Origin of the sequence: Protofrankia sp. Cas8 (genome assembly GCF_963555845.1) — a bacterium.
Lineage (GTDB): Bacteria > Actinomycetota > Actinomycetes > Frankiales > Frankiaceae > Protofrankia.
In genome coordinates this window covers 23,576-37,177 of sequence record NZ_CAUVXI010000027.1, presented here as the reverse complement: position 1 = coordinate 37,177, position 13,602 = coordinate 23,576, and the positions used below count along the sequence as shown (strand labels likewise).

Sequence of the window (13,602 nt, the reverse complement as noted above, 5' to 3'; positions counted from 1 at the left end):
CGTCCTCGCCGTCCTCTGGAGGCTCCCCGGCCGCCGCACGCTCGGCTGAGACGTGCCGCCACCACTCCGTTTCCTCTTCTGAAGCAAGATCCTCAAACCGTTGCCAGTCGTCCAGCGAGACAACAACCACGCTGGTACGGCCTGGCCGGCTGAGCACAATCGGACCAGTTTGATCAACCTCGTCTGCCAGCTCGTCAAGACGATCACGAACGGCGTCAAGCGGCTCACTACGCATGAGATCCAGTATGCCCGCGCCGGCGAATGATCGAGGTCAGCCGAAGACGAGGCGATGTCTGCGATCGTAGTATCGGCCGAACAGGCGTAGCGCGAGGCGGAACAGCCAGGGCGCCTTCGCGGTGACCCGGGCGACGTCCGCCGGGTTCGCGGACCGGACTGTCGACGGGATGAGTACCCACAGGTCACGCATGGGCAGATCGCGGTCGGCCAGTTTGTCCCAGCGGGTGAAATCCCGTGCCGACATGTGCGCGAGAATCACCGGGAAGACGATCCGTTCCTCCGCCGCGATGTGCCGTTCCAGCATGTCGCGCAATGTCTGCGCCACGCCGGCCAGATCCGTGCGGGCAGCGGTGGAGGCGGGGTCGGCGGCCAGGCGTCGGACCGTCGCCCAGAGCTCGTCGATGACCGGGGCGGCGTCGGCGTGGTCGCGGGTCAACGGCGTGAGGTCGGGGCAGTCCGGTGCGCAGGCGCTGATGAGAGGCCAGCCGAGCTCGTCCTCGGCCCGGTGGTGGCGGTGCAGGTCATCGACGAACACCCGGGCGAACGTCCGCAGGGTGCGCGCCTGCCGGGCCGTGAACGGGCTGCCGTCCCTCGCCAGTCGTCGCCCGAGCGTGGCCAGCTCACTGGCCTCGCGCACGATCGCCCGGTGGGTGAGGCGGTAGAGCTCGAGATCTGGTTCGGGATCGCCGGGGAGACGGGGCTGCACGGGGAACGGAAGACCATGTGGGCTCGGAACGGTCTGTGACATTCCAGCGGCCTCTCATCACTGATTGTTACATTTTTGCGGTCCTTTTTGGCCTACGACCAGAATGGACGGTATGTGACCTTCGCGACAGCCGGTCGGCGATTGTCCCGGACGGATTCAAGTGGGTGTGGGGTCGCAAAGTTGTCGGTGCCGTCGGGCAGGATCGAGGGTGTGATCGACCAGACGACGCGGCTTCGGGACGTGCTGGGAGAGAAAACGGCGATCATGCTCGCCGATGCCCTCGGCCTGGAGACGGCCGGCGACCTGCTCGCGCATCTGCCCCGCCGCTATGAGGAACGCGGCGAGCTGACCGATCTCGCGAACCTGACGGTCGGGGAGGTGGTGACCGTGCAGGCGCAGGTCGTCAACGCAGAGCGGCGTCCGATGCGGGAGCGCCGGCGTTCCATGCTGACCGTCACCGTGACCGACGGCCGGCACAGCCTGCTGGTGGTGTTCTTCAATCAGGTCCGGCAGACGCGCGACCTGCGCAGCGGCGTCACCGCGCTGTTCGCCGGCAAGGTGGAGGAGTTCCGCGGTCGGCGGCAGCTGACCAATCCCGAGGTGCAACTGCTCGACGCCGAGATCGCCGATGCGCAGGGGTGCGACGGCGCGGAGGGCTTTGCCGGCGGCCTCGTCCCGATCTATCCGTCGGCAATGAAGATCCCCAACTGGACGATCGCCAAGTGCGTGCGGATGGTCCTCTCCGATCTCACCGAGATCGAGGATCCGCTCCCCGCGGCCATCCGGTCCGAGCACCGGTTGGTCGGGCTGCTCGACGCCTACAGTCTGGTTCACCAGCCGTCATCGTGGGCGGACGTCACTCGCGGCCGGGCCCGGCTCAAGTGGGACGAGGCTCTCATCCTGCAGGTCGCGCTCGCGCAGCGTCGGTTCGACAACGAGCAGACCGCGGCGACCGCACGGCACGCCAGGCCCGACGGCCTGCTGGCCGCGTTCGACGCGACAGTGCCGTTTGCGCTGACCGCCGGGCAGCGCACGGTCGGCGAGACCATCGCGACCGAGATCGCCCGGCCGTTCCCCATGCACCGGCTGCTGCAGGGTGAGGTCGGTTCCGGCAAGACGGTGGTGGCGTTGCGGGCCATGCTCACCGCCGTCGACGCGGGCGGTCAGGCGGTACTCCTGGCGCCCACCGAGACGCTCGCCGCCCAGCATCTGCGCAGCCTGCGTGACCTGCTCGGTCCGTTGGGGCGGGCCGGCGAACTCGATGCCGCGCCGGGTGCGACCAGGATCGCCCTGGTGACGGGTTCCCTCGGGTTGAGGGCGCGGCGCGAGGCGCTCGCGGCCGTGGCGGACGGCAGCGCCGGTCTGGTGGTGGGCACGCATGCGCTCCTCGAAGAATCGGTGACCTTCCGCGACCTCGCTCTGGTGGTCGTGGACGAGCAGCACCGTTTCGGGGTCGAGCAGCGGGACGTGCTGCGGTCCCGGTCCGACCGCCCGCCGCACCTGTTGGTGATGACGGCCACGCCGATCCCGCGCACGGTCGCGATGACCGTCTTCGGTGATCTGGAAGTCTCCACGTTGACCGAGCTTCCCGCCGGCCGCTCGCCGATCGCCACCTTCGTCGTGCCCGCGGCCAACGAGGTCTGGACGGACCGGATGTGGGGCCGCATCCGGGATGAGGTCGCCGTCGGCCATCAGGCATACGTCGTCTGCCCGAGGATCGGCGAGGACCCCGCCGACCCCGACCCCGCTGGCCCCGACCCCGACGCCGACCCCGCTGGCCCCGACGCCGACGCCACTGCCGACGGCGCGACCGAGGGCGGGCGCCGGCCGAGTGCCGCCGTTCTCGATGTGCTCCCCGCGCTGCGGGATGTGGAGCTTGCCGGGCTCCGGGTCGCCGCGCTGCACGGCCGTTTGCACCCGGAGGACAAGGACCGGGTCATGACGAGGTTCGCAGCGGGGGACATCGATGTTCTCGTGGCCACCACAGTGATCGAGGTCGGGGTCGACGTGCCCAACGCGACCGTGATGGTCGTGGCCGATGCCGACCGTTTCGGCATATCCCAGCTGCACCAGCTGCGCGGCCGGGTTGGGCGTGGCAGCGCGCCGGGATGGTGCCTGCTGTACACCGACGCCGAGCCTGGGTCGCCCGCCTGGGAGCGTCTGGCCGCGGTGGCTGCCACCTCCGACGGTGCGCAGCTCGCCCGGCTGGACCTCGCGCAGCGGCGCGAGGGCGACGTGCTGGGCGCGGCCCAGTCCGGTGGCCGCCGGGCCCTGCGCCTGCTGGAGCTGCTCAAGGATGAGGACCTCATCCTGTCCGCGCGGGACGAGGCTACCGCCCTGGTACGCGCTGATCCGGAACTGTCGGCGCATCCGGGCCTGGCCGCGGCGCTCGCGGCGACGCTCGACGAGACCACAGCCGCGTATCTGGAGAAGGGTTGACCAGGATCATCGGCGGTGTCGCACGCGGGCGGCCCATCCGGGTGCCGCCGGGGGAGCGGACCCGTCCGACATCCGACCGGGCGCGGGAAGGTCTGTTCAACACGCTTGCGTCGATAGTGGAGTTGCGCGGCGCGCGGTTCGCCGATCTCTATGCCGGCAGTGGCGCGGTCGGGTTCGAAGCGCTGTCGAGGGGGGCCTGCCACGCCCTGCTGGTCGATCAGTCGCAGGTTGCCGTGCGGACGCTGCGCGCGAACGCGGCGACCCTCGGGCTCGTCGGTGCGGAGATCGTCTGCCAACCCGTCCAACGTGTGGTGGAGGCCACACCGGGGCATGCTTTCGACGTGGTGTTTCTAGACCCTCCGTATAATCTTTCTGACGTAGCGTTGACGACCGTGCTTACTCGCCTGCATTCCCATTCCTGGCTGTATCCGGATGGTCTGTGCGTGGTGGAGCGATCGCGCCGCAGCGAGCCGCCCGGGTGGCCGGATGGCATGGTTACTGTACGTAATCGGACGTACGGCGAGGGGGTCCTCTGGTACGGTTCTGGATCATGAGAAAGGCTGTCTGTCCCGGTTCCTTCGACCCGGTCACCAATGGTCACCTTGACATCATCGGTCGTGCCAGCCGGCTCTTCGACGAGGTTGTCGTAGCCGTGCTCATCAACAAGAACAAGGCCAACCTCTTCACGGTGGACGAGCGGATCGAGCTGATCCGTGAGGCGGCGCGCGAGCATTCCAACGTGGTGGTCGAGTCCTCCCACGGCCTGCTCGTCGACTTCTGCCGCGCCCGCGGTATCCAGGCCATCGTCAAGGGCCTGCGGGCCGTCAGCGACTTCGACTACGAGCTGCAGATGGCGCAGATGAACCACTCGCTCGCGGGCGTCGAAACCCTGTTCATGAGCACGAACCCGCAGTACGCCTTCCTGTCGTCAAGCCTGGTCAAGGAGGTCGCGACCTACGGCGGGGACGTGTCGGGGCTGGTGCCGGACCTCGTGCTCAAACAGTTGCGCGAGCGTCTCGCGCAGTAGCCGTGTCACTCCCGGTAATGGAGGGCGTACCGTCATAGTCTGCCGCCTATGGCAGATCTCCATGGTGCCCTCGAGGCGATTGTCGCCATGGTCCTTGATGCGCGGGGAATCCCGCTGTCGGCGTCCTGCATCCTCAACCGTACCGAGCTGCTGACCGCGCTGGAGGACCTGCGCGGTCAACTGCCGGCGGAGATCGCCCAGGCCAGGCGAATTCTGGCTGAGCGGGACGGCATCCTCGACGACGCACGCCGGGAGCGGCACCGGATCGCCACCGACACCGACATCGTCCGCCGGGCCGAGGCCGAGGCCGAGCAGATGCTGACCCAGGCGCGGGACGCGGCGGATGCCGCGCGGTCGGAGTTCGACACCTATGTCGACGGGAAGCTGGCGGCCTTCGAGGTGATCCTGTCCAGGACTCTGGCCTCGGTTACCCGTGGCCGCGCACGATTGGCCCCCCCGCCGCCCGGCCCGCGGGACCGCGATGATCGAATCGCTGCCAGTCTGGACGATCGGATAGACTGGTAGTCTGTGTCGGATTGGCGGGCAGCCGGCTTGACGAACAACCGGATTGACGAACAACCGGATCTGCGCGTACCTGAATCATCAACCTGTGACGTTCAAGCAACCTGTGACGTTCGAGAATTGTGAATCCAGTATTTTCGTGGCAACTACAGACACTCCACCCATGACCGTGCCGCCATCGCGCCGCCGGAGCCCCCGTGGTCCGCTCGTGCTCGACATTCGCGAGCTGAGCCGTCGCGCGGGTTCGATGAAGCACGTCGTGACCCGGGTGCCGGCACCCGCGGGGCTGGGGACTGAAATGATCAATGTCCCGCCGGGCGCGCTCATCGAGTTGGACCTCCGGCTGGAAGCCGTGATGGAAGGTGTGCTCGTCAGCGGCACTGCGTCCACGCCGTTGGCGGGTGAGTGCTCGCGTTGCCTCGACCCGTTCGAGGACGAGGCGACGGTCGACATCCGAGAATTGTTCTACTACCCGGACAGGGTCGTGGACAACGCCGATGATGACGACTGCCAACAGGTCGTCAACGACCATCTCGATCTCGTGCCGGCGCTGCGTGACGCACTGGTACTCAGCCTGCCGCTGTCGCCCTGCTGCCGGCCGGACTGCGCTGGTCTGTGCGTTGACTGCGGAGCGCGACTGGACGACCTTGAGCCCGACCATACCCATGAACGGGTCGACCCTCGGTGGGCAGCACTGCCATCGCTGGTCGAGAACCCATCGCAGGTCGAGAACCCGGCAGCGATCGATAATAAGGAGAAGGACTAGTGGCCGTCCCGAAGCGTCGGACCTCGCGCAGCAACACCCGCTCCCGGCGGGCCCAGTGGAAAGCGAAGGTCCCAGCCCTGGCCACGTGCCCGCGTGGTCACGTGGTCCGGCCGCACACGGTCTGCCCGACCTGCGGCCGGTACAACGATCGACAGGTCATCGACGTCTAAGTGGTGTGACACACGTAGCGGTCGATCTACTCGGTGGTGATGGCGCACCGGCATCGGTCGTCGACGGCGTGCGGCGTGCGCTCGTCGCTGACCCGACCTTGGCTGTCAGCCTGGTCGGCCCGGCCCGGACCGCCGAGCCGCTGATGCGCGCGTACGGTCTGGAAAGCGGGGACCGGCTGCGGATCGTCGAGGCGTCCCATGCGGTCGGTCCCGACGCGGACGCCGTCCGTGCGGTGCGGTCGAGGCGGGACGCCACGGTGCGGGTCGCGGCCCGCCTGATCAGGGATGGTGCCGTCGACGCGATGGTGTCGGCTGGTCCGGCGGCCGCGGCTGTGGCCGCGGCGGCGTTCACCCTCGGTCCGCTTCCCGGGGCCAGCAGGCCTGCGCTTGCCGTGGTCGTCGACGCTTCGCCCGGGGCGGCGGTCCTGCTGGATGCGGGCGCGGTCACCGACGCCGGCATCAGCGCCGACCAGCTCACCCAGTGTGCGGTCACCGGATCGGTCTACGCCACAATCTGCCTACAGGTGGCGCGTCCCAGGATCGGGCTGCTGTCCGCGGATCCGGGCCATCCGGCCCCGCCGGCTCATCCGGACCGATCGCGTGGGGGCACCGGTGTGTTGATGAACGCCGGTGAACTCATCACCGAGCTGGGGCTCGACTTCGTCGGTGGCGTCGGTGCAGCCACGGTCGTGGCCGGTGGCGAGGCTGACGTCGTGGTCAGTGACGGTTTCACCGGGGCGGTCCTGGTATCGGGTCTGCGGGCGGTTGTGCAGGCTGTCGGTCAGCCAGCGCCTGTTGGTCAGCTACCGCGAGCGTCGCCGGGGTGGCATCTGCGGGAGGGGACATTCGTGGTTGGTGTCGACGGGATCGTGGTCGTAGTGGATGGTCGGTCCGGCCAGACCGCGGCGGGAGTCGCGTTCGCGATTGCCGATGCGTCCGCCGCGGACCGGGCCGGCTGGGTGTGCCACCAGCGCGCGGCCCTCGCCGACCTCGTCACGCACCGCCGGGTCCGCGCCGGGTTGTCGGCATGACCCGCGGCGTGGCGCTGCCGGCGCCCAGGGACGGCCTCGTGACCGCCCTCGGTGTTCCGGTCGACGTCGACCTGCTCGAACGGGCTCTCACGCACCGCTCCTACGCCTACGAGCAGGGTGGCCTGCCGACCAACGAGCGGTTGGAGTTCCTCGGCGACTCCGTCCTGGGTCTTGTCGTCACCGACGCCCTGTTCCACCGCCATCCGGACCTGCCCGAGGGGCAGCTCGCCAAACAGCGCGCGTCCGTGGTCAACATGCGTGCCCTCGCCGAGGTCGCCCGTGCTCTGGGGGAGCACGGCATCGGCCCGTACCTGCTGCTGGGCCGCGGTGAGGAGAGCACCGGAGGTCGGGACAAGGCGAGCATCCTCGCCGACACCCTGGAGGCGCTGATCGGCGCGGTGTACCTGTCGACCGGTGGGTTGGGCGGCCTGCAGGTCGCGTCCGAGTTCGTCCACCGCCTGTTCGACCCGCTGCTGGACGTGGCCGCCGGTCGGGGTGCCGGGCTGGACTGGAAGACCTCGTTGCAGGAACGGACCGCACTGCTGTTGCTGGGCCCGCCCGAGTACGAGGTGGACGAGTTCGGACCGGACCATGCCAAGCGGTTCGTCGCCCGCGCAGTCGTGGCCGGGGAAGTCCTCGGCCACGGTGATGGCGGGAGCAAGAAGGAGGCCGAGCAGCGTGCCGCCGCCGCGGCCTTCCAGACGTTGGAGGAACGGTCGGCCGACCCGCGTGACCCAGACGAGTCGAGTCGTGACGGCGATCCGGTGGACGGCGATCCGGTGGACGGCGATCCGGTGGACGGCCGATCCGACACGCCGGTGCGCACGGGTAACCGCTGACCGGCCGTCGAGCGCGTCGCGATGCCCGAGCTTCCCGAGGTCGAAGTCGTCCGGCTCGGTCTTGAACGGGCGTTGGTCGGTCGGACGATTGCGACCGTCGCGGTCGCGCACCCCCGGGCGGTACGGCGTCATGCCGCGGGGGCCGCTGACTTCGCGGCGGTGCTTGCGGGCCACACGATCGTCGCCGCGCGTCGGCGCGGGAAATATCTGTGGTTGGAGCTCGGCGGCGCCATGGCGCTGCTCGGTCATCTCGGGATGAGTGGTCAGCTTCTGGTGGTGCCCGCGGACAAACCCCCCGAGACCCACCTCCGAATCCGCTTCACGTTCTCCGACGCCGGTCGGGAACTGCGATTCGTCGATCAGCGCACCTTCGGCGGTCTCGCGGTCGTCCCCACCGGCGCGGGTGTCCCGGAGCCGATCGCGCATATCGCACTGGATGTCCTCGACCCGGGCTTTTCCGATGCCGGGTTCATCGCGGCCATCGGCCGGCGCCGGACCGGAATCAAACGCGCGTTACTTGATCAGAAGTTGGTCAGCGGCATCGGCAACATCTATGCCGACGAATCCCTGTGGCGGGCGCGACTGCACTATGCGCGTCCGACCGAGACCCTGACCCGCGGTGAGCTCGGCCGGTTGTTGGACGCGGCACGTGAGGTCCTCGTCGCGGCGCTGCGCGCGGGCGGGACGTCCTTCGACTCGCTTTACGTGTCGGTCAACGGTGTGAGCGGCCTGTTCGACCGCTCGCTTGAGGTCTATGGGCGGACCGGCCAGCCGTGCTCGCGATGCCAGACGCCGGTCCGCCGGGACGCCTTCATGAATCGGTCGAGTTTCACCTGCCCACGCTGTCAGCCACGGCCGAGAAGCGCCCGTTGGTAGCTTCCCCCGGACGGCGGCGGAGCCGCATTCCGGGGGAAACGTTCTTTACAACTTGCCGCCGGGGATGTTCGGTACCGCGGTCTGAGTGGGACCGGAGGTGCGGGGTGGGGCGTAGCCCGGCTCGATGATCTCGGTTGGGGCGGCTGGCGCCGGTGCCGGTGTGGCACTGCGGAGGCCCTGGGTGCTGGCCTGGGGCACCGGCAGGATGCCGGCGTCCTGCCGAACACTTTGGCCGCAGCCGGTGAGCGACAGTGTCGCCGGGATGACGATGGCGCTGACCAATATCATCATGGCATGCCGGCTGCGGGGAAGGCGCACCCGGAACCGACGGGATCGAGGAGAAGGCATGGTATCCACAATGGCTCGGTACCCTATCGTGCCTATGCGCGATGTTCCCGTAGAGCCGGCAGATCGTGATGATCATGATACGTCGGCCGGGTCCGGCCCGCCGGCCCGCCTGACGGCGTGGGTGTCAGGAACGGTTCAGGGGGTTGGCTTTCGGGCCTATGTCCGGTCCCGCGGGCGGCGGCTCGGTCTGGTGGGCTCGGCGACCAATCTCACCGATGGTCGGGTCGAGGTCGTCGTGGAGGGCCCGCGAGCGGCATGCCAGGCGCTGCTGGAGATGCTGCGGGCCGGCCATACGCCGGGTGTGACGACCCAGGTGACCTTCTCCTGGTCGCACGCACAGGGCGATCTGTCAAATTTCACCCGGAAATGAGCCGGATCGACGACCGGTCGGCCGACGGCCCGCCGAGGACCAGCTGACGATCGGCTGGCGACCAGCCGACGACCAGCCGACGACGAGGTGTCCTCATCTCGACAAAATGCCATCGGCTGCCGCCGGGGTATGGCATCGTCTTGACTTTCGGCCACTTGGCGTGCGATCCTGAGTTCATTGTCTGGCGCGTCGTGTGATCTGTTTCGGTTCCATCGACCAGGTCGCAGCGCGCCCCGCACCCGCTCGGTCACTCATCGTGGAGGACCACCATCATGGCGAAGGCCCTTTTCGGCCACGTCGGCTCTGGCAACGATATTCGTTTGTCGTATGAGGTACGCCGACTTCGTGCACGTGTAGCAGAACTGGAAGATGAGCTCGCGCGTTCCCGTGCTCTTAACGATGCACTTGAAGGCGTTGATGTCTCTGACGAACTTCGCGCGCTTGAAGCAGAGCCCGCGCTGACCTGATCCTCCCGAATCCGTAGCGGGAGTTAAGGGACGTTTCTCCTTGTGGGGAACGTCCCTTCGTGCTGCCAGGGCCCCATTCGCCGAATCAGGCGCCTGGCGGGCGGTATCGTTGCTGTCTGATCGTCCGTCGGTGCCAGCGGCCCGCGTCCACTCCGACAGCTCCGGAGACAGGTGCATCTCAAGAGCCTCACCCTGCGGGGTTTCAAGTCGTTCGCGAGTTCGACGACCCTGCACCTCGAACCCGGCATCACCTGCGTTGTGGGGCCGAACGGCTCCGGTAAGAGCAACGTCGTCGACGCGATGGCATGGGTACTCGGCGAGCAGGGTGCGAAGGCACTGCGTGGCGGGACGATGTCGGACGTCATCTTCGCCGGCACACCGTCGCGCCCACCACTGGGCCGTGCCGAGGTTCTGCTCACCATCGACAACACCGACGGCGCCCTGCCCATCGACTACAGCGAGGTGACGGTCGGTCGCCTGATGTTCCGTAGTGGTGAGAGCGAATACACGATCAACGGGAGCACGTGTCGGCTGCTGGACATCCAGGAGCTCATGAGCGACTCCGGAATCGGCCGTGAGCTGCACGTCATCGTCGGTCAGGGCCAGCTGGACGCGGTATTGCACGCCCGTCCGGAGGACCGGCGCGCCTTTGTGGAGGAAGCTGCCGGTGTCCTCAAGCACCGCAAGCGCAAGGAAAAAGCCCTGCGCAAGCTGGAGGCGATGGCCGCCAATCTCACTCGCCTGACCGACCTGTCCGCCGAACTGCGGCGCCAGCTGGGTCCGCTGGGTCGGCAGGCGGAAATCGCCCGCAAGGCCGGCGTCATCCAGGCGGCGGTGCGTGACTCGCGGCTGCGCCTGTTGGCCGACGACATCGTCACGGCGCGTGGTGGCATCGCGTCCGACATCAGGGACGAAGAAGCGCTGCGGAGCCGTCTCGCCACGGCCGGGCGTGCCCATACCGACGGTCAGCAGCGTGAGCAGGTCCTGGAGGCCGAGCTTGCCGCGGTGACCCCCCAGGCCGTCGCCGCAGGCGAGGTGTGGCATGCCCTGGCCTCCCTGCGGGAACGCATCCGGGGTACCCGGTCACTTGCCGCCGAACGGGTCCGGCTGCTGCGCTCCGGCGCGGAGGAACCTCGCGGTGGGCGAGACCCCGAACAGCTGGAACAGGAGGCGGCGGCCGTCCGGGAGCAGGAGAATGCTCTCGGTGTGCGGTTGGATGCCGATCGCGACAGTCTCGCTGAGGTCGTCGCCCGCCGGTCCGAGCTTGAAGCCGCGCTGGCCGGTGAGGAAAAGGCGCTCATCGCTGCCGCGCGAGAGGCGTCGAGCCGGCGGGAGAACCTGGCCCGGCTGGCCGGACGGGTGGAGGCCGCGCGGTCCCGTGCCAGCAGCGCCGAAACTGAGATCGTCCGGATGTCCGAGGCGGTGGACGCCGCTCGATACCGCGGCGGCGAAACGAGCGAGCAGCGCGTCACTGTGAGCTCGGAGCTCGCGCGGATCCAGACGACCCGCTCCGAGCTGGCGTCGAGGCACGCCGAGGCCGTGGCGGTCCATGCCGAGGCCACAACGCGGTTGGAGAGTCTGCGTTCGCAGGAGCGTTCCGCGGAACGCGATCGGGCCTCCTGGCAGGCCCGGCGAGAGGCTCTCACCCTGTCGCTGACGCCGAAGGACGGCGCTGCCGCGCTGCTGGACGCCGCTGCCGCCCAGCCGGACGGACCCACGGGACCCACGGGACCCACGGGACCCACCGGTGTCCTGGGCCGCCTTGCGGCTGTGCTGACGGTCGAGCCGGGGGCCGAGGCCGCCGTCGCAGCCGTACTGGGTCCGGCCGCCGACGCCGTGGCGGTCGGCGCCGTCGAGGATGTCAGCGCCGCGTTCGAGTGGCTGCGCGCGGTCGACGCGGGGCGGGCGGCACTGCTCGTCGTCGACGGGTCCGGTGCTGACGGGTCCGGCGTTGGGGCGCCCGGTGCAGATCCCACCGCGGCCATGCCACCTGACGCGCGTCGCGGTGGGGTTCGGGCCGCGGACCTCGTCCGGGTCAGTGACCCGCGCTATGCCGCGGGGGTGGCGCGGCTGCTTGCCGCCACCATGGTTGTCGCCGACCTCGCGGTCGCCCTTGACCTCGTCCGCGCGTATCCCGGCATCCGGGCGGTCACCCGGTCCGGTGACGTGATCGGGCCCGGATTCGCCATCGGTGGCAGCGCACGCGCGCCCTCCCTGCTGGAGCTGCGGGCCGCGGCGGACGAGGCGGAGTCCCGGATGCTTGAGGCCGCCGCTGACGGTGAACGTGCCCGTGGGGCCATTGCCGCGGCAGGCGAGGAGGTGAAACGGGCCCGCGGCGGGATCGACGACGCGTCGGCGGCGCTGCACGGCGCGGACGCCCGCTACCGGGCGTTGTCCGAGCAGCTGTCCCAACTGGAGCGGGTGAACCGGTCGGGGGCCGCGGAGGTCGAACGTCTCGAACGCGTCCGGATACAGGCTGAAACCGCCCGTGACCAGGCATACGGCGCTCTGGCCGAGCTGGAGGCGACGCTGGCCGCGACATCGTCGGAACCCGACGTCGGGGAGAGGTCACCGGAGCAGCGGGACCGGCTTGCCGCCGCGACCGCGGCCGTGCGTGGCGAGGAGGTCGAGGCCCGCCTCGCGGTGCGTACCAGCGAGGAACGGGCCCGGGCGCTGGCCGGCCGTGCGGACGCGCTGGTGCGGTCCGCCGCGAACGAACGGGCCGCGCGGCTGGCGGCGGCCCGGCGACGGGAGATCCGGGAGCGGCAGGCGACCGTTGCCGCGGCCGTGGCCGACGCCGCCGGTCACGCCCTCGCGGCACTGGAGCACTCCCTGGTCGCCGCCGACACCGAACGCCGACGCGTCGACGCGCTTCGCCGGCAGACCGAGTCCGATCTGACCGCGGTCCGCGAACAGGTCCGGACACGGGCCGCCGAGCTTGCCGCGCTGCGCGATGACGTCCATCGCGACGAGCTCGCCCGCGCGGAGAAGCGCCTGCGGGTGGAGACGCTGGAGACCAAGGCGTTCGAGGAGCACGGCATCGCAGCCGACGATCTTGTCAACGAGTACGGACCGCACGTGCCCGTGCCGCCGGACACCCCCGACGGCGAGACCGTCGCGTTCGATCGGGCCGAGCAGTCGGCGCGGGCGGTCGCGGCCGAACGGCAACTCGCCCGGCTGGGTAAGGTCAACCCGCTCGCGCTTGAGGAGTTCGAGGCGCTGACGGAGCGTGCGTCGTTCCTGTCGACGCAGCTCGACGACATCAAGAACACCCGTCGTGATCTTCTGCTGGTCGTCGCCGAGGTCGACGAGCGGGTTCGGGATGTCTTTCGCGCGGCGTTCGAGGACACGGCGCGTGAGTTCGAGATCGTTTTCGCGACGCTGTTCCCCGGTGGTGAGGGCCGGCTCGTGCTCACCGATCCCGATGACATGCTCACCACCGGAATCGAGGTGGAGGCGCGGCCACCGGGCAAGAAGGTCAAGCGTCTGTCGCTGTTGTCAGGCGGTGAGCGTTCGCTGACGGCGATCGCCCTGCTGCTCGCGATCTTTCGCGCCCGGCCGTCGCCCTTCTACGTGTTGGACGAGGTTGAGGCCGCTCTTGACGACCGCAACCTCGGTCGGCTGCTGGAGGCGTTGGAAGGTCTGCGGGAGAAATCTCAGTTGATTATCATCACCCACCAGAAACGGACGATGGAGATCGCGGACGCGCTCTACGGTGTGTCGATGCGTGGGGACGGAGTCACCACGGTGATCAGTCAGCGGCTCCGGGAACGCGCTTCGGCCTGAACACGCTTCGGCCTGAGT

Annotated in this window: 15 protein-coding genes; 12 read left to right on the top strand and 3 right to left on the bottom strand. The window is 69.2% G+C overall.

Features of this window, described 5'->3' with window-relative positions; all coding sequences use genetic code 11:
- Positions 1 to 235, bottom strand: a 235-nt coding sequence (locus U9977_RS06840; RefSeq protein ID WP_322748328.1) for a type II toxin-antitoxin system prevent-host-death family antitoxin, incomplete at its 3' end; no start/stop codon positions are given.
- A 36-nt stretch (positions 236 to 271) separates the two neighbouring features.
- The gene (locus U9977_RS06835) at positions 272 to 943 is read right to left on the bottom strand and encodes a hemerythrin domain-containing protein (RefSeq protein WP_322748327.1); all 672 of its coding nucleotides are present in this window, start codon (positions 941 to 943) and stop codon (positions 272 to 274) included.
- 210 nt (positions 944 to 1,153) lie between these two features.
- Here U9977_RS06835 and recG point away from each other — a divergent pair, with 210 nt between their 5' ends.
- From recG to mutM, 9 genes are all read left to right on the top strand, one after another.
- Entirely contained in the window at positions 1,154 to 3,382 is a 2,229-nt protein-coding gene (gene recG, locus U9977_RS06830) for an ATP-dependent DNA helicase RecG (RefSeq protein WP_322748326.1), read from the top strand.
- Complete coding sequence (rsmD, locus tag U9977_RS06825) at positions 3,379 to 3,936, top strand: 16S rRNA (guanine(966)-N(2))-methyltransferase RsmD (RefSeq protein ID WP_322748325.1); 558 nt, start codon at positions 3,379 to 3,381, stop codon at positions 3,934 to 3,936. The genes recG and rsmD overlap by 4 nt, the downstream gene beginning before the upstream one ends.
- Complete coding sequence (coaD, locus tag U9977_RS06820; protein ID WP_322748324.1) at positions 3,933 to 4,409, top strand: pantetheine-phosphate adenylyltransferase; 477 nt, start codon at positions 3,933 to 3,935, stop codon at positions 4,407 to 4,409. Before rsmD ends, coaD begins: the two co-directional genes overlap by 4 nt.
- Before the next feature lie 48 nt (positions 4,410 to 4,457).
- On the top strand, positions 4,458 to 4,934 hold the full coding sequence (locus tag U9977_RS06815; protein WP_322748323.1) for a hypothetical protein: 477 nt from the start codon (positions 4,458 to 4,460) through the stop codon (positions 4,932 to 4,934).
- Positions 4,935 to 5,094: 160 nt separating this feature from the next.
- Complete coding sequence (locus U9977_RS06810; RefSeq protein WP_322748322.1) at positions 5,095 to 5,697, top strand: YceD family protein; 603 nt, start codon at positions 5,095 to 5,097, stop codon at positions 5,695 to 5,697.
- Entirely contained in the window at positions 5,697 to 5,867 is a 171-nt protein-coding gene (gene rpmF / locus U9977_RS06805) for a 50S ribosomal protein L32 (protein ID WP_322748321.1), read from the top strand. Before U9977_RS06810 ends, rpmF begins: the two co-directional genes overlap by 1 nt.
- A gap of 5 nt (positions 5,868 to 5,872) precedes the next feature.
- Entirely contained in the window at positions 5,873 to 6,898 is a 1,026-nt protein-coding gene (locus tag U9977_RS06800; RefSeq protein WP_322748320.1) for a phosphate starvation-inducible protein PhoH, read from the top strand.
- Entirely contained in the window at positions 6,895 to 7,737 is an 843-nt protein-coding gene (gene rnc, locus U9977_RS06795; RefSeq protein ID WP_322748319.1) for a ribonuclease III, read from the top strand. The genes U9977_RS06800 and rnc overlap by 4 nt, the downstream gene beginning before the upstream one ends.
- Positions 7,738 to 7,758: 21 nt before the next feature.
- Positions 7,759 to 8,613: a bifunctional DNA-formamidopyrimidine glycosylase/DNA-(apurinic or apyrimidinic site) lyase gene (gene mutM / locus U9977_RS06790; protein ID WP_322748318.1), complete on the top strand. Its 855-nt coding sequence runs from the start codon at positions 7,759 to 7,761 to the stop codon at positions 8,611 to 8,613.
- A gap of 45 nt (positions 8,614 to 8,658) precedes the next feature.
- Here mutM and U9977_RS06785 read toward each other — a convergent pair whose 3' ends face one another.
- Positions 8,659 to 8,901: a hypothetical protein gene (locus tag U9977_RS06785; protein ID WP_322748317.1), complete on the bottom strand. Its 243-nt coding sequence runs from the start codon at positions 8,899 to 8,901 to the stop codon at positions 8,659 to 8,661.
- 94 nt (positions 8,902 to 8,995) lie between these two features.
- Between U9977_RS06785 and U9977_RS06780 the strand changes: the two genes are divergently transcribed.
- The 3 genes from U9977_RS06780 to smc all read left to right on the top strand — a co-directional run bounded on the left by U9977_RS06780 (position 8,996) and on the right by smc (position 13,584).
- A complete protein-coding gene (locus tag U9977_RS06780) occupies positions 8,996 to 9,331 on the top strand; it encodes an acylphosphatase (RefSeq protein WP_322748332.1) in 336 nt (111 codons plus the stop codon).
- A gap of 272 nt (positions 9,332 to 9,603) precedes the next feature.
- Positions 9,604 to 9,798: a hypothetical protein gene (locus U9977_RS06775; protein ID WP_322748316.1), complete on the top strand. Its 195-nt coding sequence runs from the start codon at positions 9,604 to 9,606 to the stop codon at positions 9,796 to 9,798.
- Positions 9,799 to 9,969: 171 nt separating this feature from the next.
- Entirely contained in the window at positions 9,970 to 13,584 is a 3,615-nt protein-coding gene (gene smc, locus U9977_RS06770) for a chromosome segregation protein SMC (protein ID WP_322748315.1), read from the top strand.
- Positions 13,585 to 13,602: the final 18 nt, after the last annotated feature.

Bases quoted from the DNA above. Each gene is read 5' to 3' on its own strand.
- coaD (WP_322748324.1), top strand. From the start codon at position 3,933: ATGAGAAAGGCTGTCTGTCCCGGTTCCTTCGACCCGGTCACCAATGGT.
- U9977_RS06815 (WP_322748323.1), top strand. From the start codon at position 4,458: ATGGCAGATCTCCATGGTGCCCTCGAGGCGATTGTCGCCATGGTCCTT.
- U9977_RS06810 (WP_322748322.1), top strand. From the start codon at position 5,095: ATGACCGTGCCGCCATCGCGCCGCCGGAGCCCCCGTGGTCCGCTCGTG.
- rnc (WP_322748319.1), top strand. From the start codon at position 6,895: ATGACCCGCGGCGTGGCGCTGCCGGCGCCCAGGGACGGCCTCGTGACC.
- mutM (WP_322748318.1), top strand. From the start codon at position 7,759: ATGCCCGAGCTTCCCGAGGTCGAAGTCGTCCGGCTCGGTCTTGAACGG.
- U9977_RS06785 (WP_322748317.1), bottom strand. From the start codon at position 8,901: ATGATATTGGTCAGCGCCATCGTCATCCCGGCGACACTGTCGCTCACC.
- U9977_RS06780 (WP_322748332.1), top strand. From the start codon at position 8,996: ATGCGCGATGTTCCCGTAGAGCCGGCAGATCGTGATGATCATGATACG.
- U9977_RS06775 (WP_322748316.1), top strand. From the start codon at position 9,604: ATGGCGAAGGCCCTTTTCGGCCACGTCGGCTCTGGCAACGATATTCGT.